Here is a 25,929-nt window from a genome sequence, read left to right as displayed (position 1 = left end):
TGGGGATTTTGTTGACGTGGAGACTTGGAGGTGAGGAGACTCGGTGAAAAGGAGAAAGAGGGGATACGTGTCATGGCGAGGAGCACCCCGCGCAGCGTGAGGTGCGACGTGGCCATCTCACCCCCTGAGCAACATACCATTACAAACAATCCTTTTTTAGGGAATGGTTTGTGTGTGCTTGCCGGGAGATTGCCGCGATGCCTCCCGTTGGTCGGCTTCTCGCAATGACGGGTTTTAGTTGTTTGGTTCTTCTAAAGATACTTAGCTTGGGGTGAGATCTCTCCACCTCGGTCGAGATGATATTTTCTCAGTATAGAAAACCGAAGAGCCATAAGGGTATTTTATTTTGATATCCGTACAGGATATCATCTGCAACGACATAGGCGTTTTCAACAGATTCAATTTGCTTCGTTTTTTTTCCCTTTCCTCCAATTTCAAAAGTAAATTTGTCATCCACCAAAAAATCACCATTTTCAGTATACCTAAGAGAATGTCTATAGGTCAATTGGTTTAAAAAAAAGGTTTCTCTTAGATTTCCCTTATCGGCATTTTGTCGAGCCATTAGATAAATGAGGTTGGTGTTGTCTAAGTATATTTTGGAAGGCTTTTGCAATTTACTGATACCTCGAGCGCTTTTATATAAGTTCTGAGTCAGTCCTATCTCATCAAGATAATGCAGATAGGACAATAAAGTAGCTCGATTAATTCCGATTTTATTACTTAGCTTACTTACATTGGGGATAAAGGGAACAGATTCGGCGATGATAACCAAAAGTTGTTTTACTTTGGCTACATAGGCTAAGTCTATATTTCGCAGCAAAGGAAGTTCAATTTCCAAAACCATGTTGAGCACTTCCCCCAAACGCATTAAATATAAATCAGGTTGCTCCATATAAAAAGGGAAATACCCGTATTTAAGATATTTCTCGAAATGTTCGAATGGCTTTATACGCTCATTAATTTTTTGGGCTTCCTCATGGTGATTTTTAATAATTTGGTCGAGAGACAAAACGGGAAGGTCTACCCCTGTCTCCACACTAATATGTTCCCGAAAAGAAAATCCCTGCATGCTATAGACCACAGCTCTTCGACTCAAATCGGCACGAGCATTTAAGATTTCGAGAAGAGACGACCCGGTAAAAACGATTTTCAGGGCAGGATAATTATCATATACGTTTTTCAGTTCTTGTGCCCAGCCAGGATATTTATGAACTTCATCCAAAAAGAGGTATTTGCCACCTTGCCGTTCAAAATCGCGTACTAAGTGTACAAGAGAATGGTTGTTGAACCAAATATCGTCCAAACTCACATATAAAGTTTGATTAAAAGACTCACTCAGGTTTAACTTGATATATTGTAACAAAAGTGTGGTTTTCCCTATTCCTCTTGCCCCTTTAATTCCTATAAGCCGTGCATTCCAATTGATTTCACTCATTAGGGAACGGACAAAATCAAGTGAGGTGTATTTTAACTTTTGACGAAATTGCTCTATTAAAAACTCCATTTTTGTTTATTACAGTAAACAAAAATAGAAATAATTTGTTTAATCCAATAAACAAATTTATCGACAGGCCTTTTATTTCTCTATGTTTTGAAATTCCGGGTAGTGAGATCTCTCCACTTCGGCCGAGATGAAACCCCGTCATAGCGAGGAGTGTAAGGTGCAGCTGCACGCGACGTGGCCATCGGGAAATAGTTTTTTAGTTGTTAGTTCGGAGTTGTTAGTGTGGGGCTTTTGTTTTTCTGTTTTTTTGCGTTTTTGCTTCGTTTTGTGTCAAGACAAAATGAAGGAAGGGTTTTGTTGACGGGGAGACTTGGTGATGAGGAGACTTGGTGATTAGTTATCACTCATTAACCCATTAACCCAATAACAATCCATTAGTTCATAGTTGTTTATTATGGCCTTAACTACCTTATACAGGGCGATTAGTAGAACAGCAATATGACATAAACCAGACACTGTAGAGACGCAAAATTTTGCGTCTCCCCCCATAGACGAATTAGTGTGGTGAGATTTGTAGTTGATTAGTTCTTAGTGTTTTTTCTTAATAGTTATAAAAAAGACTCCTCCCTTTAGACAAAGGGAGGTACCCTAGTGCAGCGAGGGGGGAGGGTTCTGAAACCCCAAACGATTGTACTATTCCTAAATGTTTAGGGTAAAACAGCCATGTTTCGGGCTTGTCAGAACTCCCCGTCCAGCGAAGCTGTCCACCCCTCTTTGTCTGAAGAGGGGAGTTTTTGATCTGTTAAAGATTCTTTGAGCTTGGGGGGAAATTCTTCTCTCCGCTCAGAATGAACATTTTCCGTGTCATTCCTTAATATCGATTGAGTAATGAGACCAGAAATGATTTAATCCCGATTCTTCATTTTCCGAAGTTTCTGATAGGCTTTGCTCATCTGGTTTTCTACGGTCTTTATGGAAATGTTTAATTTTTGGGCTATCTGACTGTATTTCATCCCCTTAATTTTATGGAGGACAAAAATCTCCCTACATCGCTCGGGCAGTGTATCGATAGCTTGTTGTAGCGTTTCGCGATTAGGTAGGGCTTCTTTTCCCTCGGTTTCCTCCGCCAGAAAACTTTCCAGATAAAGGTGGTCGGAAAGAAAAACAGTATTTCTGTTTCGTCTAAGGCTATTGATAAATAGATTGTGAGAGGCTCTGAAGAGGTAGTTTTTCAAGGAAGTGTGTACCGCAATGGTGTCGTGCTGTTCCCAAAGTTTGACAAAAACGTTCTGTACTATATCTTCTGCCTTGGCGCGGTTGTTACACAAACTGTAGATATAACATACCAAATCGTCGTAAAAGGCCTCAAAAATATATTTGAAAGCGGCTTTATCTCCCGAATGAAGCGCGTTGAGGAGTTCGGCCTTATTTTTCGGTTGGTATTTCATTGACAGTCGTACAGCTCGTGATAACGAAAAGATAATTTTGTTTTAACAAAAATGAAAAAAAAATATGAACTGGGTATAGGGGTTTTTTAAAAGCTTGTGTCATATAGTAAAAGTCTTCTTGTAGTTTATGGAGAAAGAGCGGTTTTACAATTTGGTGCACAAGTACTTTTCCGGCGAGCTGTCGGAAACAGAACAGCTCGAGCTAGACGAATTGCTAAAGAAAGCGTCGTATGCGGAGCTATTCAAATCGTATGCCAACTTAAACCGGCGTATTGCAGCCTGGTCGTACACGCCCCCTTCAAAAGAGAAAAAGGAAAAACTGCTAAGCGAAATCCTAAATCTGTCAACACAAAAAGGGAAAGTGCGCCGTCTTCCCACATTTGTTAACTATGCAGCTGTATTGCTTATTTTGTTGGGTGTAGGGCTGGCTGTAATCGACCGATCTCCCCAAACGGCTACACAGGATAAATCGGTTAAAAAGGGAGTGAGCCTTCGTTTGTCTGATACCCTGATAAAATCGCTCAAAAGTAATTCTCACGGGACTTTGGGAATTTTGCAGGGAGTGGAGGTAAAACAGCTGGGCGATACCGTAAAATATATTGCTACCGGAGAAGCCAATACAGAAAGCTATAGTGAAATTGATGTGCCCTACGGAGAAACCGCTGTTTTGGTACTGAGCGATAGTACTCGTATTACACTGAATTCGGGAACATGGCTGAAATTTCCGCACAACGTCACCTCGGGTTCTACCCGTGAGGTCTATTTAAAAGGAGAGGCTTTTTTTGAAGTTTCAAGAGATACTTCCCGCCCTTTTGTAGTGCGTACTGATGAGGTTGGAGTGCGAGTGCTGGGCACTAGCTTCAATGTGAGTAATTATCCGTCAGATTCCGTGGTGAGTACGGTTTTGGTAGAAGGGAAGGTGGCCTTGTACAAGGCTGCGGAAACTTATGATGAAGAAAAGGCATTGCTTATAAAGCCGGGAACACTTGCAGAATTTGACAATCAAGGGGAGTACTTGAGAACGAAAACTGTAGATACTGAACGTTATACTGCTTGGAAAGATGGTGCGATGATCTTTGAAGGAGCCGATTTTGCCTCCATTATACACAGCTTGGAACGAAAGTTTGACGTGCGTATAGAAAACCACAATAAACAGCTTGAAAAAGAGATATTTACCGCTAAATTTTATGGAGAGCCTCTGCCAAAGGTGTTGCAATCATTTCAGAGGAGTTATCCTTTTGAATATACTATAGAGGGGAATACCGTAATTATTAATTAATCGTCAATTATGAAAACCAAAACCTGACCAACACAAGCTTGTATGGAACAAAAAAATCGGAAAATGTTGCCGCATTCTCCGATTGGTGTTCACCGATTTACTAAAGTAAACCAGCTAATTCAAAACAAAAGTATGAAAAAACCTATTAACCGTTTGGGGCGCGCCTGTTGCGTCCTGAAATTTGACCTGAAAATGAAACTTGCATTATTCTTTCTTTTCATTGCTGTGTTTCGCATAGAAGCGAGCTCGTATTCACAGAATGTAAAAGTTTCAGTAGACCTCGAACAAGTTACTGTAGAAGAATTTTTTAAAACTGTAGAGACTATTACCTCTTACCGGTTTTTGTATAATCACCGAGATGTAAACCTCTCCCGTAAGATTAGTGTTTACGCCCAAAAAGAACCGCTGTCGCAAGTGCTGAAAAAAGTGTTTGGGGATACAGATGTCGTTTTTCAGCTGTTCGACCAGCAGATTGTATTAAACACAACTCCCTCTACTTTAGGCGTAGCAGATACGAAGGAAGCTGTACAAAAGTTGATTACTGGTGCCGTAAGGGATAAAAGCGGAATGCCTTTGATGGGAGCCACAGTCTTGGTAAAAGGAACCCAAAAAGGGACAACAACCGACGAAAACGGTAAATTTAGTATTATGGCCGAAGAGGGGGATGTGCTTGTCTTTAGCTATATAGGATTTACAAGTAGAGAAATACCGGTGGGATTAGAACAGGAGATTGTTGTGAGGTTGACAGAACAAGCCAACGAACTTGGTGAGGTGACCGTTACCGGATATCAAACCATATCGAGCGAGCGAACTACGGGGGCCTTTACCAAGTTGGAGAGTGAGGATTTTGAATCGCAGCGACTCAACGATCTGGATGCTGTGTTGGCAGGGCGTATTGTAGGCTATCAGGACGGGGTAATAAGAGGGGTGACCTCTATGAGCGGACTCACCACTCCGCTCTATGTTATAGATGGGTTTCCGGTAGAGAAAACCAGGTATAATCAGTACTACAGTCTCGAAGAAAACCTCCCGGATTTGAATGTGGAAGATATAGAGAGTATTACTGTGCTTAAAGATGCAGCGGCTGCTTCTATTTACGGAGCACGAGCAGCTAATGGAGTAATAGTAATCACTACCAAAAAGGCCAAGGCCGGACAAACTGATATTTCCTTTTCCAGCAGCCTGACGATTTCACCTTATAAATACTATACGGGCAATCTGACTAATGCAGCTGATATCATCGGATTGGAGCAGGAGTGGGCCAATGGAAACCCCAATTTGCAAGCCACCGGAGCTGCCGCTTATGCCACTTCGCTACTCGACAATGCGGTGTATACCAGCCAAGGGATGCAAACCCTACTCAACTACTACGCCGGAAATATTTCGGAATCTGAAATGAATAGTGCCATAGCCCGACTGGGAGCATCCGGATATCAGTATTACGACGATTTGGAGCGCTATGCCAAACGCGATCAGTATTACCAACAGTACAACCTCAGCTTTGGACGAGCCACCGAAAATAACAGTTTTAACGCTTCGGTGACGTATAAAGACAACAAGTTTGAAGATCGTTATTCAGAAGACAATTCTATAGGGATCAATTTGAGAAATTCTACTGAAATCACCGATTGGCTCAGCTTAGATCTCGGAACCTACGTGTATTTTAACAATGCAGACGAACAGGCCTTCGATCCGCTTAATCCTGGTTTTAAATTTCAGCCCTACAACCGCCTGATGAACAGCGACGGAACACCTTTTACTTCTACCGCCGCCTCGCGTTACAACCGCTCTACCTTGCAGTCTATGAATCTCTACGGCTTGTACAGTATGGATATTACCCCCATAGACGAGCTGGGGAGAAACTTGAGAGAACACAAAAATTTCAGCAATAGAACCTATGCTAAGTTAAACCTCAAATTGAGCGAAGCGTTTTCGTATAGCGCCATGTTCCAGTACGAATACGGGGTAGGACGTGTAAATCAACTGAGAGACAAGAGATCGTATGAGGTGCGGTCGAGGGTAAACGAACTGGTCACCATTTCGCCCGACAACAAAGCTGTGTACAATTTGCCCTATGGCGATATTTCGTATAGGAGTAATCAGTATTCCAACGCTTACAATTTCCGCCAGCAGCTCAATTTTAATAAATTGTTTAAGGATGTGCACCATGTCAGTGCTATCGCAGGTATGGAAATGAGACATTCCAAATTGGAGTATAGCGAGAATACACGCTATGGCTATGACGCTCAAACTTTGAGCTTTACTCCCATCAATCAGGCCGATTTGTTACAAGCTTACGGTGCTGTTTTTAGCGGGTATATGTCTCAAAACGATTTCTCTGCCGAAAGAGAACTGACCAACCGCTATGTCTCGGTATACGGCAATGCCGGATATACCTACGATTCGCGCTACTCTTTTACAGGGAGTTTGCGTTGGGATCGATCCAATCTTTGGGGCACAGACAACAAATACCAAAACAAACCGACCTGGTCGGCCGGAGCGGGGTGGAATATACACAACGAATCCTTTTTTAATCCTTCGTGGGTAAATATGCTCAAGCTGCGGTTTTCATACGGTATAGGAGGCAATGTTGCCAAAGACTCGGCGCCTTATCTCACCGCTTACTACAGCTCCAATCCCAACGTTGGAGGATTGCAAGGGGGGATTAACTCTCGTCCGAATCCACAGTTGTCTTGGGAAAAAACCACTGCCGCCAACTTGGGGGTAGATTTTTCCTTGTTCGACCACAGACTAAGTGGTACACTCGATCTGTATCACAAAAAGGGGGAAGACCTCTTGGCTAATAGCAACGGGGTACCCACAGAAGGTTGGGGGTATTCTACCTATACCTTAAACAATGGTGAAATGACCAACAAAGGTGTAGAAATCAGCCTAGACGGACGCATTGTTCAAACCTCTGATTTCTCTTGGGATATAGGTCTGATGTACGCTTACAACAAAAACAAGGTGACCAGCGTAAACGTAGAAGCTCCGGTGTATTATTTACAACTGGATTACCCTTCTGAATTTCCGAGAGTGGGTAAAGACTACAACACTATATACGGTTATCAATGGGCCGGATTGAGCGATACAGGGCTGCCTCAGGTGTACGATGCTGCCGGAGAGGCCGTATCGTATAACCCTGCCGATTTAGAGGCGATTAATGATTATGGCACAACGGTACCCGTTCAAAGCGGATCTTTTAGAACGGCGGTATCTTACAAAGATTTTTCGCTGTCTGCTCTCTTTATCTACGAATTGGGACACAAGATCAGGAATAACTTTTTGCCGATGTTTGGAAGTAGCTACTCTAGTGCTACAGGGGGATATATCGCTAATATAGCCACGCTAAACAACCGAATTAGAGATCGTTGGTTGCAACCCGGAGACGAGGCACATACCGATGTGCCCAGAGCCATATACGAGTACGATGCTGATTACAGCTACGACCTACAGTCTATTTACTCTTATGCGAGCCAAAATATTCTAAATGCTTCAAACCTGAGATTGAGCAATGTATCGCTCTCCTACAACAGTACCGATTTGGCTACTAAACTGGGTATAGAGCGTCTTCGCATAAACTTTAATGTGGAAAATGTGTTTACCATCGCTAAAAGCAGAGACGCAAAATTTCTCTTAGGAGGCTATTACAGTCCGAATTTTGTACTAGGGTTTAATGTGAATCTTTAACCGTTAAAAACAAACAGATGAAAAATAGATATATCACCTTAATATATATACTGGTACTGGCTTCGGGATTGGTTTCTTGTGAAGATTATCTAGACGATATTCCCAAGGGGTCTAAAATCCCGCAAACACTATCCGATTTTGAGGCATTGATCAGGGACGAATACACCAATCACGTGCTCAATGTAGATCAGGCGCTAAACTTGTTGAACGACAAATATGTATCTGATGCAACCTTGTCTTTTTACCCTTTGGATAAAGCTAATTATCTCTGGGATGAATCGGCCGATCGCATCAGCTTAAACCGTGCCGACGAAGCCACTTATTACGGAGGTTATGGGGGGATTTCTACCTTCAATCTGATTGTGGAGAATGCGCTGCAAACCACAGAGGCCACAGAGAGTGAACAGAGAGAGCTTTGGGCGCAAGCCAAGGTGTTGAGAGCGATGAGTTATTTTAACCTCGTCAATTATTACGCCGATACCTACGAGGCCTCTAATGCGTCGGATAAACTGTCTGTACCTTTGATTACCAGCGCAGATATCAATGCACCGAGCAAACAGGTGAGTATTCAGGAACTATACGATTTTATGCTTGCCGATATGGAGGAAGCGCTGCCTTATTTGCCCGAGACTTCAGCCACCGTACTACATCCAAACTCAGGTGCAGGTTACGCTTTTATGTCTCGCTTGTATTTGCAGATGAGCAACTATGAACAGGCATTGGTTTATGCCGATAAGGCTCTTGAAAAAAATAGCAGTCTGTACGATTGGATCGCCTATTACAACAGCAATAAATCACTTATAGAAGATCCGGACTCTTATTTGACTATGCCGTCTCCTGTGGGATTTGACTATGTGGAAAACTACAACTATCGCCATGGCGCACTGTCGAGGATTAGTCCTGAAAACGATATTCCGGTAGAACGAGCAGAGCGATTTGAAGAGGGAGACGCTCGCTTTTTGTCCCGTTGGAAGATTAGGACAGTGGGAGTGGATACCTATTACAACGCTACCTTGTCGGGCTATTTTAACTACGGAGGGATGACCACAGTAGAGGTATATCTGATAAAAGCCGAGTGCCTGGCGAGACAGGGTCAAGTAACAGATGCCGTAGCCATACTGAACAAGATACGCCAAACGAGAATATTACCCGATAAGTACACCGACCTCAGTGTTGCCGATGAAGCGGAAGCTATGGAAGCTATTATCGCCTTGAAGAGCAATGAGCTCATCATGTCTATAGTGCCTTTTTGCGATGCGCGTCGCCTGAATGCCGAAGGGGTTTACACCGTAGGATTTAGCAAGATATACCAGGGTGAGACTTATACACTGACCCCTGATTCTCATCTGTGGACCATGCCCTTCCCACAGGGGGCTACCGACAATCCGGGGAATGGAAGTCTGGTTCAAAACGTAGATAAATAATTAAAAAATCAAACAATGATCAAAACTGTAAACAAAGTATTGGGTTTGTGCTTTATCCTACTTGTAGTTTCTTGCAAGAAAAAGGCTGAGAAAAGTACAGACGCTTATGTGCTGAAAGGACATATTGAAAATATAGCAGACGGAACAACGGTAAAACTCCTGCCGGGTGCTACACATAGCAATGAAAAGGCTGTAGCAGAAACAACGGTGGAAAACGGTGAATTTAGCTTTAGCGGAAAATTGGAGGAACCCCGTTTGTTTTACGTGGTTTTCGGAGATAATCAGGGCTTTATAAACGCTGTGTTGGAGAATGCTGAAATCAGCCTGTCAGCCAAAGCCGGAGATCTTGATGAAGAGAGCGGCAGAATTGTGTTCTCTGACGAAATAATCACCGGCTCTGAGGCGCATGATTACTACCGAGAACAAATCGCTTTTAAAGAAGAGTTAGAACAGGATTATGCCGATTATCACAAAGGTTATGAAGAGTTGAGCAGGCTTTTGGGGAAAGCTAGGGGGGATAATGATGACAAATTGATGGATTCTCTGTTAAACACGTCAGAATACAAGGAATTTGAACAAAAGGAAAAGGCTTTTTTTGAAAAAGTGGAGAAGAAGTCTACAGATTTGATTTTAGGGCACAAAGATTCGTGGTGGGGTCCCTTGTTTATGCTTACTCAATACGCTTATTTTACACCTGAACAGCGACCTATTTTTGAACAGTTTTCTGAAGAGGCCAAAAACAGCTATTACGGCCAATTGCTACATGAAGAGCTGTTTCCTAAAGGAATGAAGGGAGAGAAGGTCGCTGATTTTAACTTGAAAGACAAAGATGGGAAAAGCGTACAGACTACTAGTGTATTTGCAGGTAAAAAGTATATACTGATAGATTTCTGGGCTTCTTGGTGTGCCCCCTGTCGCAAAGAAATACCCAACCTCAAAAAAGCATACGAAGAATTTTCGGGCAAAGGCTTTGAAATACTGAGTGTTTCTATCGATCAGAAACACGATGCCTGGCTAAAAGCGCTGGCGGATGAAAATATGCCATGGCCCAACCTTATAGACGATGGTTCAATGAGTGATGCCTTTGCGGTAAAAGCTATCCCTGCCACCTTTTTGGTAGATGAAAGTGGTACGGTGATCGCCGAAAATCTCAGAGGAGAGGCGTTGGATGAAAAATTGAAAGAATTACTGCCGTAATTTAAACAGGTATTAATCGATAAAAAATCCCGGGAAAACACAGATTTTCCGGGGATTTTTTTTGCTAATTCAGTGTTTTCTATTCTGCGCCACAGTTTGTTATTCCGGAGAAGTAATATTGTGGTTTACCTTAATCCAGTTAAAGCTGTTGGCGACAAAGTGCACTTTGTTATCTTTTATTTCTATCTGTACCATGGCTGTTTTTCTAGGGTGAACCTCATTTTCTGAATAATGGGTGTGTAACACATAAAAGGTGTTTCCGTCCGGTCCATTTACAATATCGCCATGCCCGATTCCGGGTTCTCCGGCACTGCTCTGTGATATGATTGGGTTTTGATCGGCTTTTTCCCAAGGACCTGTTGGATTGTCGCTTACAGCATATCCCACAGCGTAGTCCGGATTTCTGAAATCGTTGGTAGAATAGAGTAGGTAGTAAAGTCCTTCCTTTTTAACAACAGTAGGCCCTTCCGCTACCGGCCATTCCACCTGTTGGGTGTTTTCCCAAGGCTCTTCGGCATGAACACATTCGGTAAGGGTTTCTGGTTTTAAGCTGCTCAGGTCGTCGGTCATTTCGGCAACGAAAATCCTGTTCCCTTCCTGAAGACGTACGTGGTACATATATATATTGCCGTTGTCAAAAAAGACAAAAGGATCTATCTGTTTTACTGGGGCTTCTATAGCTTGTCCGTCGTTGGTAAAAGGTCCCAGTGGACTATCGGCTGAGGCTATAGCGATATGTTCGTCTGCGGTATAGGCTATATAAAACCTAGAATTGTACTCAAATATTTGAGGTGCCCAGAATCCTCCATTTCCAAAAGCATCTCCTTTTTTTAGAGCGAAGCCATCGGTTGCCCCCGAAGGGCCTTCCCAGTTTACCAGATCGGTAGAAGTATAAACCAGAAAACCCTCTCCTTCAATCTCTGGATCGCCTTTGGTTCCGTAGAGATAATAGGTGCCGTCACTTTCAAAAATGGTAGGATCTGCCAGGTAAATCTGTTTTTTTTCTACTGTTTTTGCCGGGTCTTCTTCTCGGGAGCCCGCATGTGTTTGTCCGGAATTTTGACAACCGACTACAAAACCAGCCAACCCGATAAGCAGGAGATAAAATTTGTTTTTCATGTGATGACAATGGGATTAAATCGATTAAACTTTACACCAAAATTTACTTTTTTTCCTCTATTCCAAAGTTTTTTACAAGCTTGTTGTATTCCTCACGAGAGATGGATATCATACAACCGTGTCTTACGGAAGGGGGGAGTCCGTATTTGTCCCAGTCACTGAAAAAAGTGTATCCTGAAGCCTGATACCAGGGGCCGTTGAGGTTGTCGGCAATGGAGAGTCCGTACGATACCCCCGGATATTGCTCGTAATACAGATACCACGCCTTGCCGTTGGGAGAAGGAATCAATGTTGGTGCTTCTCTGAAATTCGGACTTATGGGGTCGGAGGGAAGGGAGTAGGGACCGGTTAACTGATCGGCTCTCGCGATGCGGATCGTTTTTCCTGTAGGCCAATACAATGTGGGATAGGTCTCGTCTTTTAGTATGGCGTAATAGGTGTCGGCTACTTTGCGGATAATGACGTCTATAGTGCCAAATTCCCATTCAAACAGTTTGCGGGGTGGATTTTCAAAAGTGATAAGATCTTTTGAAAATACGTATAGGGTGCGTTGACTAGCCCAGTATCGTTCCGGATCTTCCTTGGAGCCTTCTTCGTGAGGGGTGTGCCAAGTCATGATGAATTGTCCTGAGGCCTCGTCGTAAAATAATTTTGGAGCTCCTATGCGCTGAAGTGCCTCGGTGTATCCTGGAGTTTTTCTTAGTGGTGGCGTGTAGGTGGAGTGCTTTTTCCAGCTAATGAGATCTTCCGATACCCATATTACAATGTCAGGAGAAGCATCGCTGCTATTTCCAGCCATATAATAACGACCATCGGGTCCTTTGGCGATATCGGGATGACCTTGGTAGTCTTCCGATATTCTTTTCCCGTTGTTGAGAGAATACCAATGCAATCCGTCCAAGCTAACCGAATAGTACAGGCGCCCGTAATCCTGATGGGTCATATGGGCAAAAAGATAAGCTTCATTTTTAGGTTTTTCGCCCGTTGCGACCTGACCGGGAGGGTCAGGTTGCTGGGCGTTTACGCAGGTTATTACGAAAAGTATTGGGATGAGAATGAGGCGGTATAGGGTATTCATATTTATGGTGTTACAGAAAAGTTATAGAGTGATACAGTGTGATATGTTTCCCCGGGATTGAGGGTGATAGAGGGGAAGTCGGGCTGATTGGGAGTATCGGGAAAATGTTGGGTTTCCAGTGCAAAGGCGGTTCGGAATTCGTCTTTGGCTCCGCTCTTGAAGGTGTTTTTACCTTGCATAAAGTTTCCGCTGTAAAACTGCATTCCGGGTTCTTGGGTGTATACGTTCATCACAATGCCCGATTGATCTCCTGTAACAGTGGCAGCGTGGTTCATTCCTTCTGCCGGTGTTTGATTGAGCACAAAATTATGGTCGTATCCCTGTCCGAATTTCAGTTGTTCATTGTCTGCGTCTATACGTTCGCCTATGGTATGCGGCTCGGTAAAATCGAAAGGAGTGTCTTTAACATCTCGAAGTTCTCCGGTAGGAATCAGTCCTTCATCTACAGGTGTGAACTGATCGGCATAAAATTGGACTTTGTGATTGAGTATGCTTCCACTACCTTCTCCGTTGAGGTTAAAAAAGGCGTGATTGGTAAGATTTACCGGAGTCGCTTTGTCTGTGGTCGCTTCGTATTCCATTTTTAGCGTTTTTCCAGCGATGGAATAAGTGACTTTTACATCGAGGTTTCCGGGGAATCCCTCTTCCATATCGGGTGACCTATAGTGGAGTACCAGGGTTTGTTTGTCGGGTTGCTCTGCTTCCCATACTACGTCTTGGAATCCTTTTTTACCTCCGTGAAGTGTGTTTTCTCCATTGTTTATCGGAAGAGAATAGGTCTCGCCGTTGAGTGTAAATTTTCCTTTGGCAATACGATTGCCTACCCGGCCAATGGTAGCTCCGAAATAGGGTTCAGTGGTACGGGTATAGCCTTCAATATTTCCGGGTCCCCAAACCACATCGGTCATATTGCCGTTTTTATTTGGTACCCATAGCCCGATAAGGCGTCCGCCGTAATTGGTAAAGGCTGCTTTTATATCGCTGCTTTCTACCCAGTACAGTCCTACTTGTTTACCGTCGATTATGGTGTCGAAAGCTTTTTCGGTAAGAAGAGTAGTGCCGGCATCGATACCGACTTCTTCAGAATTGATATTTTCGGTTTTCTGAACTGTTTCTGTTTTTTCTTTGCTGCTCTTTTGCTTGCAGGCGGTTAGTCCGGCAATAAGAGCGATAATAACTATTCGCGTTGTTGTTTTCATAGTGTTGAATTAAAATGTTTCGGACAAGTTCTGAAATATAGCTGAATTAGAACTTGTGTATTTTGTGAAATTTTTACTTCTCCACTGTTACAGGAATTGGTTTTGGAGTGGTTGAAGGACCGTCTACCCGCAATATTCCGTCGTCGATTTCTATACGGTCTATAAACACTACGCGTTCGTTTCCCGTAGTCTTTGTTCGACCGTGGTACACGCAATACATGTTGTTGTCGTCCAGAAACACTAGGCTGTTGTGCCCTGTTCCTGTAACTTCTCCTCCGTGTTGTGTGTTTTTTTCCAATACAGGGTTGGTGTCCGATTTTTTATAGGGACCTAAAGGTGAAGTAGCTGTGGCATAGCCTACGGCATAATTTTCTCCTTGATAGTAATTGGCAGAATACATCATGTAGTAGGTGTCTTCATTTTTAAAGGTGTATGAGCCCTCGGTCCACCGTCGGTTCATCTCCCTTGAGGTCACCGAACGGCTTTCCCATTCGGCATTTTTGTCGTCCATGCGGAGTGGTGGTTGCAGCAGCAATACAGGCTCTCCCGTTATCCCGCTGAAATCGGGTTTTAATTCTACTCCGTAGACCCAGCTTTCCTCGATTTCATCATACCAACCTTTTTTACGAGCCCATTCCGCTACCTCACTCTCTACGGGATGTTTGTAACACACTCTGGAATAGTACAAGTAATATTTACCGTTGTCGTCTACAAACACATTGGCATCGATAATTGGATATCCCGGATCGAAGAGCGGTTGATCACTTATTTCCTCGAAAGGCCCTTCCGGACTGTCGGAGACCGCGACACCAATACGGAAATTCTCCAGTTCATTATTTGGGTTGTCTCTCCATTGTGCGCTGAAAAACATATAGTATTTATCTTCGAAACGATATACTTCGGGGGCCCAAAAGTGATCCGTAGCCCACGAAGATGCGGTGTTTCCGGTATATACCTGTCCCCGAGATTGCCAGTGTACCATATCGGAAGAGCGGTATACTGAAAAACCGTCTTTGGCTCCGCCACCGGTACCGTACATATAAAATGTACCCTCGTCGTTCAGGATGTAAGGATCGCCGAAGGCTACATCTAGTGGATTGGTATAGGTGGCGACGGCTTTTTCCTCTTTTTCTCCATCGTCCTTCTGTGTTTTAGAAGGTGAGGTGTTACACGAGTAAAGCAGAAGGGCGGCAGCGGGGATGATGTAATGTGATATTTTCATTTTTTCTAGTGAATGTAACAATGTATTTTGGATTAGGTTTTAGGTGTAAACATTTCTCAATGGGAAGGAACAGTTAGCACACTGCTTCGGAATACTGGTTTCACCGATTGAGGAAAACCGTTGTTGTCCCATTCTATTTCCTGCATACGAGGTTTCCTTGCCGAACCACAACCGTCGCCCGAATTGTCGTTAGCATGGTATAATATCCAGTCTTCACTACCGTCGGGCGATTTGAAAAAACTGTTGTGTCCAGGGGCGTAAATGCTGTTTTCAGGACTTTTTGCCAATACCGGTTTGGGTAATTTTTGCCAAGAATCTGGGTGGAGAGGAGCTTCGGGGTCTACGAGTTTTAAAGCGCCAATCGCATAGTCGTCGGTCCAGCATCCGGAAGCGGAATAGAACAGAAAAGTATCGCCATTCGGATTTCTCCAGGTGACGGGACCCTCGTTCACTAAACCATTGGTCTCCCATTCCAGTTCGGGTTCCGATATCATTACCCGCTCACCTTTTAGGGTCCACGGGTTTTCCATTTCTGCGATGTACAGCTGCTGTTTACCGGTGTTTTCTGGTCGACTTTTCCCTCGCCATCCCGACCAGATAAAGTAGTGTTTGTCTCCAATAGACATTACAGTGCCATCTATGGCCCAGTGATCTGAGGTGTCTGCAATCTTGCCCTTGAATTCCCATTGGGTATTCATCGGTGAATCACTGCTGTTTTCCAAGACAAACATACGCCTGTTTATATCTCTGTCCTGGTCTGCAGTAGCGGCAAAGTACATATACCATTTTCCATCGATAAAATGAATCTCGGGAGCCCACAAATCGTGAGAGTATTCGTGCCCGGACTCAGGTTTCCATATTTCGAGCGATGTAGCCTCTCCCAGCTTTTCCATTTTATCTGTTTGCCAAAGAACAAGCCTGTCACCTAGAGTATGGGTGTAATAGTACTGCCCGTCTTTTTTCAGTACCCAAGGATCAGGCCCTGAATCGAGTAGGGGGTTGCTGAAAGTTTCAGTCTCTACACTGCTGTGTTGCTCCTCTTCCCGGGTTGTGGTATCTCCATCTTTCTTGTGGTTTTGAACACAAGCCATACCGGAAAGAATTGCAATAAAGCACAGAAATTTTGGTAAGTTGATCATAGGCTTTGTGTTCTTCAATTAATAATCCGGGTTCTGATCGAGATTGGGATTGTTATTTACATCAGATAACGGAATAGGCATTCTGATGTGTTTCCCCACTTCAAAATTCTCGAAATCGGGATCTCTTTTTGCAATTTCATCTACAGCTGCCTGAGAATCAAGATCGCCCCAGCGTTTCAAGTCTTCCCAACGAACGCTTTCCCCTACCAATTCCAGTACGCGTTCTGTTTTTAGTCTTTCTAAGAAGGCCTGTTTGTCGTTGCCGATGGAGGGATAGGCTTCTGCTAGAGGTCGCATTCCTGCTCTTTCCCGTACCTGGTCTACATAAGTATAGGCTTCTGAAGTTCTGCCCAGTTCGTTGAGCACCTCGGCATAACGCAATAGAATATCGGCATATCGAATCAGACGATAATTGATGGGGTTAAAGTAGTCTTCAGTAGTTCTGTCATTTCTCTGGTACTTTCTAAACCAGCATTCGTCATCGTCCCATTCCCATTCCCTGCCGTAAATTAGATCGCCAAAGTCGGCAGTGAGATCGGGGTAGTACAGGCTATACCTCAATCTTTCATCGATCTTATCATCAGCGGTTTTTTCCTGCTTAAAGGCATCTACCAGCCAAAATCTGGCCTGCCCGTCAGACCACCCGATATTTCTAGGTGCGAAAAACTGCGAACGGGTTGTAGACACTGCAGCATCTTGAGTTTCTCCCGTACCTCCCAGATTGTGATCGCCATATTGTATTTCAAAGACCGATTCAGAGTTGTTTTCGTTTGCGGCGGTAAAGTTATCGGCAAAGTTGTTTACCAGACTGTAAAGAGCTCCTTCTCCGCTGATGAGGTATGCCAGCGCTGCCTCAGCCTTCTCCCACTGGTGTTGTTGCATGTACAATTTGGCGAGCATGGCTTTGGCAGCCCCTTTGGTAGGGCGTCCGAGATTGGCGTCATCCCACTGTGGAGGTAAGGCGTTGAAAGCATCGTTTAAGTCTGCTTCAATCTGCTGGTGTACTTCTTCCAAAGTAGCTTGTTTTGGAAGTTCAGTTGTAGTAGAAGGATTGAGTACAATGGGTATGTTTTCCCAAAGTAGGGCGGTGTAATAATAGTAAAATCCTCTCATAAATTTGGCCTCTCCGAGAAGTTCCTGCTTTTTGTGTTCATCAGAAAATTCAATGTCAGGCACATAAGCGAGCACCTGATTAGCTCGGAAAATAGCCTTGTAATTATCCCTCCAAGTCACGTTGTTGCCTTCCCAGAAATCGTAATTGATATAGGAAAAACGGGTCCAGTCGGCAAGTTCTACCCACGGACTTTTACTAAAACCTTCATCTGAAGTGAGGTCTAATCGAAAATACATCCATCTCGCCCATGTTCCGTCTTTGTAAAACATGGCATAAATAGAATTGACTCCTTGCTGAGCGTCTTCTGGTGTTTGCCAAAACTGATCTACGGTCAACGAATTAGGGTTCTCGACATCGAGGTCGTTTTCACAGGAAAACATTGCCAGAAGGCAGGATGCTAATATACTGAGTGTTGTTGTTTTTTTCATGATAATACTGTTTTAGAAACCGAGTTCAACTCCTATAGAATAGGTTCTCAAATTAGGGAATGCTCCGAAGTCTACTCCCCTTTGGAAGGGATTGCTATTGCTGAATTCCGGATCGAGACCGCCGTATTTGGTGAAGGTCAAGAGGTTTTGTCCAGATAAACTTATTCTCAGCTTAGAAAAACCTATCTTCTCTAGCACTTGGTTTGGTACATTATATCCGACTCCTATATATTTTAATCGTACGAAACTACCGTCTTCCAACCAGCGATCACTGTCGCCTCGGGCGTTTAAGGAGGTTCCTTTTACTACTCTAGGGAAATTGGTATCCGGGTTTTCCGGAGTCCAGGGCTGTATGCCCGAACGGTAATTGGTATCGTCGTCAAAGCGGTCTACTGTACTTCTGAAACCGTTGTACACAGTGGCGCCAAAAGAACCAATCCAGTTCATGGAGAAGTCGAAGTTCTTGTATTGTGCTCCTGCATTAAAGCCCATTTCAAAATCAGGCCAAGGACTGTCTACTACATCTTTGTCTTCGTTAGTGATCTGTCCGTCGTCGTTGAGGTCTACAAAGCGGATATCACCGGGTTGTGCATCGGGCATGATAATCTTGCCTTCAGAATTTGTGTAATTACTCACTTCTTCAGCACTTTGGAAAAGTCCGTCGGTTTGCAATACATACCACATTCCAACTGGTTGTCCAGCGCGGGTTACTGTATTGCCCTGTATGCTTTCGTTAAAGCCATTACCGAGTTTTATGAGTTTGTTTTTCAGTGTGTTAAAATTTATAGAAGCGTTAAAACTGAAATCGTCATTGACTACATGATTGTAGGCGGCGTTGAATTCAAATCCTTTGTTTTCTACCGTTGCAGCATTGGTGATGGGATTTCCTCCATCATTACCTGTAGAAAGGAGGATAGGGAAGCCGAAGAGTACATCTTCTGTTCTCGCAATAAAGTAATCGGCGGTGATCTGGAGGCTGTTGTCAAACAAACCTAAATCGATCCCGATATTGGTTTGTTTAAGTGTTTCCCATCTAAGTTCAGGATTTGCCAGTCTTATTTGGGTTGCAGCGGGATACAGAACTTGATCTTTTCCTGCAACCATAGACCCTAAAGTGTTGATAAATATCATGTATTCGTAATCCGGAATGTTACCACTTCCGAGTTCTCCGTAACTCAATCTCAGTTTCAGATCGCTGACATCTTTGAGGTCGAAGAATTTTTCATTGCTAATTCTCCATCCTGCGGAGATGGACGGAAAATTGCCCCACTTGTGAGTGTCACTAAATTTAGATGAACCATCCCGGCGAAATACTGCGTTTAAGAGATAGCGATTGTCGTAATTGTACTCCAATCTTCCGAGATAGGAGATCAGGACAGATTCGTTGCGGAATCCGCCTACTACACCTTCACTCCCAAGGTCTAATACATCGAAGTAAGATCCGGTATTCGGATTGGTCAAGAGGTTTCTCTTGGTACCGTTGATTTGTTCGTAGCGGTCCTTTTGGTAGGTCATTCCTGCCACGAGATTGACATGGTGTTTTCCGAAATCTTTATTGAAAGAAATGGTGTTTTCGATCAGAGTAGTCATCGACTGTGCCTTGTTCTGATTGGTCATCGACGGCTCATCGGCCTGGTTCATAGTCCAGTTCCCTTTTCTTCTCAGATAAAAATAGTTGTCAAAACTAGTCTCATACCCAAAATTAAATCGGTATTTTAAAAAGGGGAAGGGGTCTATTTCGGCCCAAAGATTTCCTCTTATTCTGAAGTTTTCCATTTCCTGATCTATCAGATTGGCAATGGCAACTGGATTTGCGCCAAAGGTATTGGCTACGTCGGGTTTTCCATAACCGTATCCTCCGGGGTTGTTTTCGTCGTATACGGGCACGGTGGGGAACATTCTTATAACATCTATAAAAGGATTTCCCCTGTCGGCTGCTGGACTTCCAATTTCATTGGTTTTAGCGTTGGATAGAGCCAGATTTTCTCCTACGCTGAAAATCCCTTTTTTACCACTGGTGTTTACCCGGAGTGAAACTCGATCGAAATCTGTGTCTATAACGGTTCCCTTATTTCCAAAGTAGTTTGCTGAGATGAAGTAGGAAGAATTTTCACCTCCTCCAGAGAAGCTGACATTGTGGTCTTGTATCAGTCCGGTTCGGAACACCACATCTTGCCAGTCGGTATTTACACTAAGATCAAGGTTTTGGCGAGGTTCTCCTGCATTGTCGTAAGCCATATTGTTCAATCGCACAAATTCTTCCTGTCCGGCAAGGTCGTATCGGGGTACCGAGGTAAGGCTCATCTTAGAGCTGGCAGTGACCTGCAGAGGTCCCTGTTTTCCTTTTTTGGTAGTGATGATAACCACCCCATTAGCGGCTCTCGATCCGTAGATGGCTGCAGCTGCAGCATCTTTTAGTATTTGTATGGATTCGATATCGTTGGGGTTGAAGTCCCTGTTGGCCGTAGTGATCAATCCGTCGATCACATATAGCGGATTGGCGCTCTGAAGGTTTTTGAGTCCCCTGATCTGGATGGTAGCTTCCTGTCCGGGTTGTCCTCCTCCACGTACGTTCACCCCGGGAGCCAGCCCCTGTAATCCTTCGGCTACGGTAGTAGTTTGCCGCTTCTGTATCTGCTCCGATTTTACCAGAGATATCGCACTGGTGAGGTCCTTTTTCTGCTGGGTTCCGTATCCTACAACTACAACTTCTTCAAGTGCAGATACATCTTCCTGCAGCTGCAGGTTAATCTGTATCCTGTTGTTTACCTCTATTTCTTGTGTTTTGAATCCGACATAGCTAAAGACCAGAGTGGCGTCGGGTGCAGCAGGGATAGAATAATTCCCATCCATATCTGCCGATGTCCCGGTACTACTGCCCTTTACTATAATGTTTACAAAGGGAATGGGAATACCGTCTGCATCGGTAACGGTTCCGGATACTGTCGTCTGCTGGGCAAGGGCACACTGCCCCCACAAAACAGTCAGGAAGAAGATAATCCTGAAACCGGTTTTTGAATTGAGTTTGATTTTCATGGTATCTGAATTTTGATTTTTCGGTTACGTGCTTTAGTGAAACGATCTGTCGAATGAATTGCGCCCTAATTATCCAAACCTTATCGATAGGGCAAAAGACTTATTGTCAATTTGTGATAAAAAAATATTTTTTTTGTTTTTATCCTTAAATAAATAGTTTAATTTTTGTCATATCGCATATTTCAAATGTAATCGATTTTGCGTCAAAGCGATATGGTACAACTGTCTCAATATTTATTCAAATAGATTCATTTTAACATGCTTTAATGTCTAAAGAGGGGTAATGGAATGATTTGTTTAAAAATGAGACAATTTGTAAACCTTCTTTTTAAGAGAATTGAGTTGATTTGTAGAGGTATGAAATGGTATTGTTTGTTTTTGGCATTTTTTATGGCCAGTATGGGACTAACTGCACAGAATCGCACTTTTAAAAAGTTGCAGGTTGAAGATGGTTTATCTCATAATTCTGTAATCTGTATGTTGCAGGACTCCCAAGGTTTTATGTGGTTTGGAACTAAAGATGGTCTGAATCGCTACGACGGATATAGCTTTAAGTGGTTTCAGCGAGAATCCGGAAATCCAAAAGGCATAGGGAGTAATTATATAAGATGTTTGGAAGAATACAAGCACTATATATGGGTGGGAACTGATACTGGTCTGTACCGTTACGACGAGAAAAGCGAATCTTTCGATTTAGTGAAGAGTACGACCAATAAGCCCGTATTAGACATCAAGGGTGATACCAGTGGTAACTTGTGGTATATCGCTGCCGGAAACCTTTACAGGATTGGTGTTGGAGAGGGAGGAAGTATACTTAAAGAAGAGATTTTTAATCAGTTTCACTCAGAGTTTATCAGCTGTAATGACAAAGGGGAGGTTTATGTAGCTTCTTCCGATGCTATTTACAAGTATGTGCCAGATAATAGTTCTTTTAGTAAAGTGGAATTTGCTAGAGATATTGATGAAAAACTAGTTATCACTGCCATCACTACGGTGAGCCGGGATACCCTTTTTATAGGAACCAAGAACCACGGAGCCCTGCTTTACAATCAGCTGGAGGGTCGTTTGATAAAACTTCTGGACGATGGTGAAAACCCCTTGTTTGTGCGGGATTTTGTGATGAAGGGTCAAAACGAACTGTGGATAGCGACAGAATCGGGAATTTTTGTATATCATCTCGACAAAAACACCTATGAACATCTAGAAAAGAGTTATAACGACCCCTATTCACTTTCAGACAATGCGGTGTACACCCTGGTGAAGGATAGGGAAAAGGGTATGTGGGCAGGTACTTATTTTGGAGGAGTGAATTACTACCCTGAACAATATACCCCTATACAGCGCTATTTTCCGCAAGTGGCACAAAATTCGATAAGCGGTAATGCGGTGCGGGAAATCAAAAGGGATCAGTATGGAAACTTGTGGATAGGGACAGAAGATGCCGGACTTAATAAGTTTGACCCGAAAACGGGAAAATTTGTGAATTATTCTTCCGTAGGAGAGAAAGGTAGGTTTTCTCATTACAATATACATGGATTGCTCCCAGTGGGTGATCAGCTTTGGGTAGGTACTTTTGAACACGGATTGGATGTCATGGATATCCGTACGGAGAAAGTGGTGAGGCATTACGGCACGGGGGACGGAGGAGGAGATTTGAAAAGTGATTTTATTTTTTTTATCTACCAAACCAGCCAAAAGGAAATCTATGTGCTTACATCGTCGGGGATTTACAGGTATATTCCCAAGCGCGACACTTTTGAGATTGTACACGGTTTTCCCGAGACCTATCACTTTACCTGTATGATTGAAGATCAGTACGGTACCCTATGGGCGGGTACTTATTGGGATGGACTTTATTATTTTAATCCGAATACGGGTAAAAAGGGAGTTTTCCGATACGACAGAAGTGATTCGCTCAGTATTAGTTCTAATGTGATTAACGGTCTGTTTGTTGATTCTTCCCAACGGTTGTGGGTTACCACAGAGCATGGACTCAACCTTTTTCAGCAAGATTCAGCTACGTTTAAGCGATATACTAGAACAGATGGACTTCCTTCTAATGTTACCTATTCTATGTTGGAGGACGATCAAAAAAACCTATGGGTGAGTAGCTCTAACGGTTTGGTGAGATTTACACCCGACAGTGGGCAGATGCAGGTTTATACAAGATCGAACGGATTGCTTAGCGATCAGTTCAACTACAGTTCTGCCTTTAAAGGAGCCGATGGGGAAATGTATTTCGGAAGTGTAAAAGGACTGATTCGCTTTAACCCCAACCGCTTTGTACAAAACGATTACCGATCTCCTGTTTTTGTAACGGCTATTCGCATCAATAACCAGGAGGTAGAAGTGGGAGAAGAGGATTCTCCCTTGACAAAGTCTTTACTGTTTTCAGATGAGATTACGCTGAGCAATACCCAGTCTACCTTTAGTCTGGAATTTGTATCCTTGAGCTATACGGCTCCGGAGATGACGGAATACTGGTATAAGCTGGAAGGACTGAATGAAGCATGGATATCGCTAGGAAAGGACCACCGCGTGAGTTTTAGCGAACTTCCCCCAGGAGACTACCGCCTGAGGGTAAAAGCCCTTAATAGTTATGGAGTTTGGAGTGAGGAAAACAATCTTCTTATTATCCGCGTTTTGCCTTCATTTTTCGGAAGTAAAATAGCTTATGTGTTGTATGCCGTGTTGCTGGTGTTGTTGGTTTGGCTTCTATTGCGTTATTATCACCGCTATACCAAGGCTCGTAACAACAGAAAAATAAAGCAGTTGGAGAGCGAGAAGGAAAAGGAAATATACCAAGCCAAGATAGAGTTTTTTACCAATGTAGCTCATGAAATAAGGACTCCACTTACCCTTATCAAAAGTCCGCTTGAAAAACTGCTCAATCGCAGTTATCGTTCGCCGGAAATCCCACATAATCTAGAGATCATGCAAAAAAACACCTCTAGACTTATCAATCTGGTGAACGAATTGTTAGATTTTAGAAAGACAGAAATGGAGCATGTAAAGTTGAACTTTACTAAGGTGAATATCAATGAGCTTGTCGAGGAAACCTATGTGAGATTTAGTCCGTTGATCAGGGAGAGACAACTGCATTTCGATTTAGTGTTTGAAACCGGAAGTATCTATGCTTATGTAGACGAAGAAGCTGTGAAGAAAATTCTCAGCAACTTGTTTATCAATGCGGTGAAATATTCTGATCGCGAAGTAGGTGTAACCCTCCGAAGGGAAAAAGAGGATTTTTTAATCCGTTTTGAGAATGACGGACATCTGATCTCTCCCGAGCATAGGAAGCGGATTTTCGAACCGTTTTTCAGGCTTCCCGAAACTGTTAAGGAACACGGTAGTGGAATTGGCTTGTCTCTGGCTTATTCTCTGACCGAATTGCACCACGGGACATTGTTTATGGACGAAAAGGAAAAAATGACCAATGTATTTGTGTTACGACTTCCTCTTCATCAGGATATGGAGCCCGACTTTGTAAAGGAAGAGGTTGATGCCGTAATCAAATCAGATGACGAGAGTGTTAGTTTTATAGGGGAAGAGAGAAAAAATGCACGTATAGTTATTGCTGAAGACAATCGAGAATTATCAGACTTTCTGTATAGTGAACTGTCGGAAGAATACAATGTACAGATGGCTGAAAATGGAGAACGGGCATGGGAGATGATATCTGAAAAAGAGGTGCATCTGGTGGTTAGTGATGTGATGATGCCTGTGCTCGACGGCATAGCACTGTGTCAACGTATAAAAAACGATGTGAAAACCAGCCATATTCCGGTGATATTGCTCACGGCAAAAAGTGCTCTGAATGCCAAAATCGAGGGACTGGAATCGGGTGCCGATGCTTATATTCCGAAACCTTTTTCTATGGGACATCTGAAGGTGCAGATTTCCAATCTCATCGAAAACAGAAAGCATATTTTGGGGCATTATTCCAGTTCGCCCCTGGCTCATATGAAATCCATGGTCGTTTCAGATAACGATAAAACCTTTTTTGGCAAATTGGACAAGGTAATCGACGACAACCTAGCAGATCCTGATCTCAGTGTCGATATATTGGCTGAATATATGCATATGAGCCGATCTACTTTATATCGGAAAATCAAGGATATATCGAAGTTATCTCCTAATGAACTCATCAATATGAGCCGGTTGAAAAAAGCGATTCAATTGCTCGAAAATAGTGATCTCAGGATGTATCAGATAGCCGAAAGAGTAGGCTATAAGTCGCAGACTAGTTTTGGTAGAAATTTTCAGAAGCACTTCGGAATGACTCCTACCGAATTCATGCAACAAAAAATAGAGGAAAAGGCTGCTGAAGACTGATGTAGATCGGTAAACAGGGAAAGTTAATAATAGATGCTTCCGGTAGTGATATACTCAGGGGATGTTTAGGTATTTATGGGTTTGAAGCGACACCTTCCACCTCGGGTTTTTCATTACAAAATCGACGATTTCCGGTACCATTTTTTCTCGTCTGCTCCACTCGGGTTGCAGGTAGAGTATGCAATCGGGGCTGACCTTTGCAGCCTGCTCTTCGGCAAAAGCAAAATCACTTCTGTTGTATATGATTACTTTGAGTTCGTCAGCCTTTTTATAGATGTCTCCTACAGGGAGTTTTATTTTCTTTGGAGACAGACATATCCAATCCCATTCCCCACTAAGCGGATAGGCTCCGGAGGTTTCTATATGTGTTTTGAGTCCTTTATTCCTCAATTTAGAAGTCAGAGGTTGCATATTCCAAGTCAGAGGTTCTCCTCCAGTAATCACTATAGTGTCTGAGTATTTTACTGCATTGTCTACAATCCGCTCTACAGCGGTAGGCGGGTGCGTCTCTGCATTCCAACTCTCTTTTACATCACACCAGTGGCAGCCTACGTCACAACCTCCTACGCGAATAAAATACGCAGCTGTACCCTTGTGATATCCCTCACCTTGAATGGTGTAGAACTCTTCCATCAGAGGGAGCATTTCTCCCCGATCGACCAATCTTAAAACATCTTCTCTATTCATGAGGCAAAGATACGATAAGAAGTTTGGAGTTGGTTAGTTTGTTGTTTATTGTTTGTCAAAGTTTGTGGTTTGTGGTTGGCTTTGCATAAT

The 25,929-nt window shown here is 43.3% G+C and carries 15 protein-coding genes; 5 read left to right on the top strand and 10 right to left on the bottom strand.

The features are described from left to right. Positions 1-307: 307 nt before the first annotated feature. Positions 308-1,504, bottom strand: a complete 1,197-nt coding sequence (locus ACYZZR_RS01315) for an ATP-binding protein (protein WP_461532183.1) — start codon at positions 1,502-1,504, stop codon at positions 308-310. An 845-nt stretch (positions 1,505-2,349) separates the two neighbouring features. After that, positions 2,350-2,892, bottom strand: a complete 543-nt coding sequence (locus ACYZZR_RS01310) for an RNA polymerase sigma factor (protein WP_461532182.1) — start codon at positions 2,890-2,892, stop codon at positions 2,350-2,352. Between the two features lie 127 nt (positions 2,893-3,019). Between ACYZZR_RS01310 and ACYZZR_RS01305 the strand changes: the two genes are divergently transcribed. From ACYZZR_RS01305 to ACYZZR_RS01290, 4 genes are all read left to right on the top strand, one after another. Beyond that, on the top strand, positions 3,020-4,171 hold the full coding sequence (locus tag ACYZZR_RS01305; RefSeq protein WP_461532181.1) for a FecR family protein: 1,152 nt from the start codon (positions 3,020-3,022) through the stop codon (positions 4,169-4,171). A 132-nt stretch (positions 4,172-4,303) separates the two neighbouring features. Beyond that, positions 4,304-7,861, top strand: coding sequence for a SusC/RagA family TonB-linked outer membrane protein (locus ACYZZR_RS01300; RefSeq protein WP_461532180.1), 3,558 nt, complete (start codon positions 4,304-4,306; stop codon positions 7,859-7,861). 17 nt (positions 7,862-7,878) lie between these two features. Then, the gene (locus ACYZZR_RS01295) at positions 7,879-9,285 is read left to right on the top strand and encodes a RagB/SusD family nutrient uptake outer membrane protein (RefSeq protein ID WP_461532179.1); all 1,407 of its coding nucleotides are present in this window, start codon (positions 7,879-7,881) and stop codon (positions 9,283-9,285) included. A gap of 15 nt (positions 9,286-9,300) precedes the next feature. After that, positions 9,301-10,482 (top strand): redoxin domain-containing protein, encoded by a 1,182-nt coding sequence (locus ACYZZR_RS01290; RefSeq protein ID WP_461532178.1) that lies wholly within the window; start codon positions 9,301-9,303, stop codon positions 10,480-10,482. Between the two features lie 99 nt (positions 10,483-10,581). Here the strand turns inward: ACYZZR_RS01290 and ACYZZR_RS01285 are convergent, their stop codons facing one another. The 7 genes from ACYZZR_RS01285 to ACYZZR_RS01255 form a co-directional block, all read right to left on the bottom strand. Next, positions 10,582-11,601 (bottom strand): glycoside hydrolase family 43 protein, encoded by a 1,020-nt coding sequence (locus ACYZZR_RS01285; protein WP_461532177.1) that lies wholly within the window; start codon positions 11,599-11,601, stop codon positions 10,582-10,584. Positions 11,602-11,644: 43 nt separating this feature from the next. Then, positions 11,645-12,679 carry a glycoside hydrolase family 43 protein gene (locus ACYZZR_RS01280; RefSeq protein ID WP_461532176.1) on the bottom strand — a complete coding sequence of 345 codons (1,035 nt, stop codon included), beginning with the start codon at positions 12,677-12,679 and terminating at the stop codon, positions 11,645-11,647. 2 nt (positions 12,680-12,681) lie between these two features. After that, complete coding sequence (locus ACYZZR_RS01275; protein WP_461532175.1) at positions 12,682-13,878, bottom strand: aldose epimerase family protein; 1,197 nt, start codon at positions 13,876-13,878, stop codon at positions 12,682-12,684. A 73-nt stretch (positions 13,879-13,951) separates the two neighbouring features. After that, complete coding sequence (locus tag ACYZZR_RS01270) at positions 13,952-15,100, bottom strand: glycoside hydrolase family 43 protein (RefSeq protein WP_461532174.1); 1,149 nt, start codon at positions 15,098-15,100, stop codon at positions 13,952-13,954. Between the two features lie 56 nt (positions 15,101-15,156). Further along, complete coding sequence (locus ACYZZR_RS01265; protein ID WP_461532173.1) at positions 15,157-16,239, bottom strand: glycoside hydrolase family 43 protein; 1,083 nt, start codon at positions 16,237-16,239, stop codon at positions 15,157-15,159. Between the two features lie 18 nt (positions 16,240-16,257). Next, complete coding sequence (locus ACYZZR_RS01260; RefSeq protein WP_461532172.1) at positions 16,258-17,781, bottom strand: RagB/SusD family nutrient uptake outer membrane protein; 1,524 nt, start codon at positions 17,779-17,781, stop codon at positions 16,258-16,260. Positions 17,782-17,793: 12 nt separating this feature from the next. Then, positions 17,794-20,817 carry a SusC/RagA family TonB-linked outer membrane protein gene (locus ACYZZR_RS01255; protein ID WP_461532171.1) on the bottom strand — a complete coding sequence of 1,008 codons (3,024 nt, stop codon included), beginning with the start codon at positions 20,815-20,817 and terminating at the stop codon, positions 17,794-17,796. Positions 20,818-21,174: 357 nt separating this feature from the next. On the opposite strand from ACYZZR_RS01255, the gene ACYZZR_RS01250 reads away from it, so the two are divergent. Further along, entirely contained in the window at positions 21,175-25,152 is a 3,978-nt protein-coding gene (locus ACYZZR_RS01250; RefSeq protein ID WP_461532170.1) for a hybrid sensor histidine kinase/response regulator transcription factor, read from the top strand. Positions 25,153-25,206: 54 nt separating this feature from the next. Here the strand turns inward: ACYZZR_RS01250 and ACYZZR_RS01245 are convergent, their stop codons facing one another. Then, a complete protein-coding gene (locus ACYZZR_RS01245) occupies positions 25,207-25,839 on the bottom strand; it encodes a 7-carboxy-7-deazaguanine synthase QueE (RefSeq protein ID WP_461532169.1) in 633 nt (210 codons plus the stop codon). Between the last annotated feature and the right edge of the window lie 90 nt (positions 25,840-25,929).

It is taken from the genome of Sinomicrobium sp. (assembly GCA_029266035.1).
Classification (GTDB): domain Bacteria; phylum Bacteroidota; class Bacteroidia; order Flavobacteriales; family Flavobacteriaceae; genus Sinomicrobium.
The sequence above is the reverse complement of the archived record's forward strand: the minus strand, read 5'-3'. Positions and strand labels throughout refer to the sequence as shown.

Excerpts from the sequence above, each read along its gene's own strand:
- ACYZZR_RS01285 (WP_461532177.1), bottom strand. The coding sequence starts at position 11,601 with ATGAAAAACAAATTTTATCTCCTGCTTATCGGGTTGGCTGGTTTTGTA.
- ACYZZR_RS01270 (WP_461532174.1), bottom strand. The coding sequence starts at position 15,100 with ATGAAAATATCACATTACATCATCCCCGCTGCCGCCCTTCTGCTTTAC.
- ACYZZR_RS01310 (WP_461532182.1), bottom strand. The coding sequence starts at position 2,892 with ATGAAATACCAACCGAAAAATAAGGCCGAACTCCTCAACGCGCTTCAT.
- ACYZZR_RS01260 (WP_461532172.1), bottom strand. The coding sequence starts at position 17,781 with ATGAAAAAAACAACAACACTCAGTATATTAGCATCCTGCCTTCTGGCA.
- ACYZZR_RS01245 (WP_461532169.1), bottom strand. The coding sequence starts at position 25,839 with ATGAATAGAGAAGATGTTTTAAGATTGGTCGATCGGGGAGAAATGCTC.
- ACYZZR_RS01275 (WP_461532175.1), bottom strand. The coding sequence starts at position 13,878 with ATGAAAACAACAACGCGAATAGTTATTATCGCTCTTATTGCCGGACTA.
- ACYZZR_RS01305 (WP_461532181.1), top strand. The coding sequence starts at position 3,020 with ATGGAGAAAGAGCGGTTTTACAATTTGGTGCACAAGTACTTTTCCGGC.
- ACYZZR_RS01300 (WP_461532180.1), top strand. The coding sequence starts at position 4,304 with ATGAAAAAACCTATTAACCGTTTGGGGCGCGCCTGTTGCGTCCTGAAA.
- ACYZZR_RS01295 (WP_461532179.1), top strand. The coding sequence starts at position 7,879 with ATGAAAAATAGATATATCACCTTAATATATATACTGGTACTGGCTTCG.
- ACYZZR_RS01280 (WP_461532176.1), bottom strand. The coding sequence starts at position 12,679 with ATGAATACCCTATACCGCCTCATTCTCATCCCAATACTTTTCGTAATA.
- ACYZZR_RS01315 (WP_461532183.1), bottom strand. The coding sequence starts at position 1,504 with ATGGAGTTTTTAATAGAGCAATTTCGTCAAAAGTTAAAATACACCTCA.
- ACYZZR_RS01290 (WP_461532178.1), top strand. The coding sequence starts at position 9,301 with ATGATCAAAACTGTAAACAAAGTATTGGGTTTGTGCTTTATCCTACTT.
- ACYZZR_RS01250 (WP_461532170.1), top strand. The coding sequence starts at position 21,175 with ATGAAATGGTATTGTTTGTTTTTGGCATTTTTTATGGCCAGTATGGGA.
- ACYZZR_RS01265 (WP_461532173.1), bottom strand. The coding sequence starts at position 16,239 with ATGATCAACTTACCAAAATTTCTGTGCTTTATTGCAATTCTTTCCGGT.
- ACYZZR_RS01255 (WP_461532171.1), bottom strand. The coding sequence starts at position 20,817 with ATGAAAATCAAACTCAATTCAAAAACCGGTTTCAGGATTATCTTCTTC.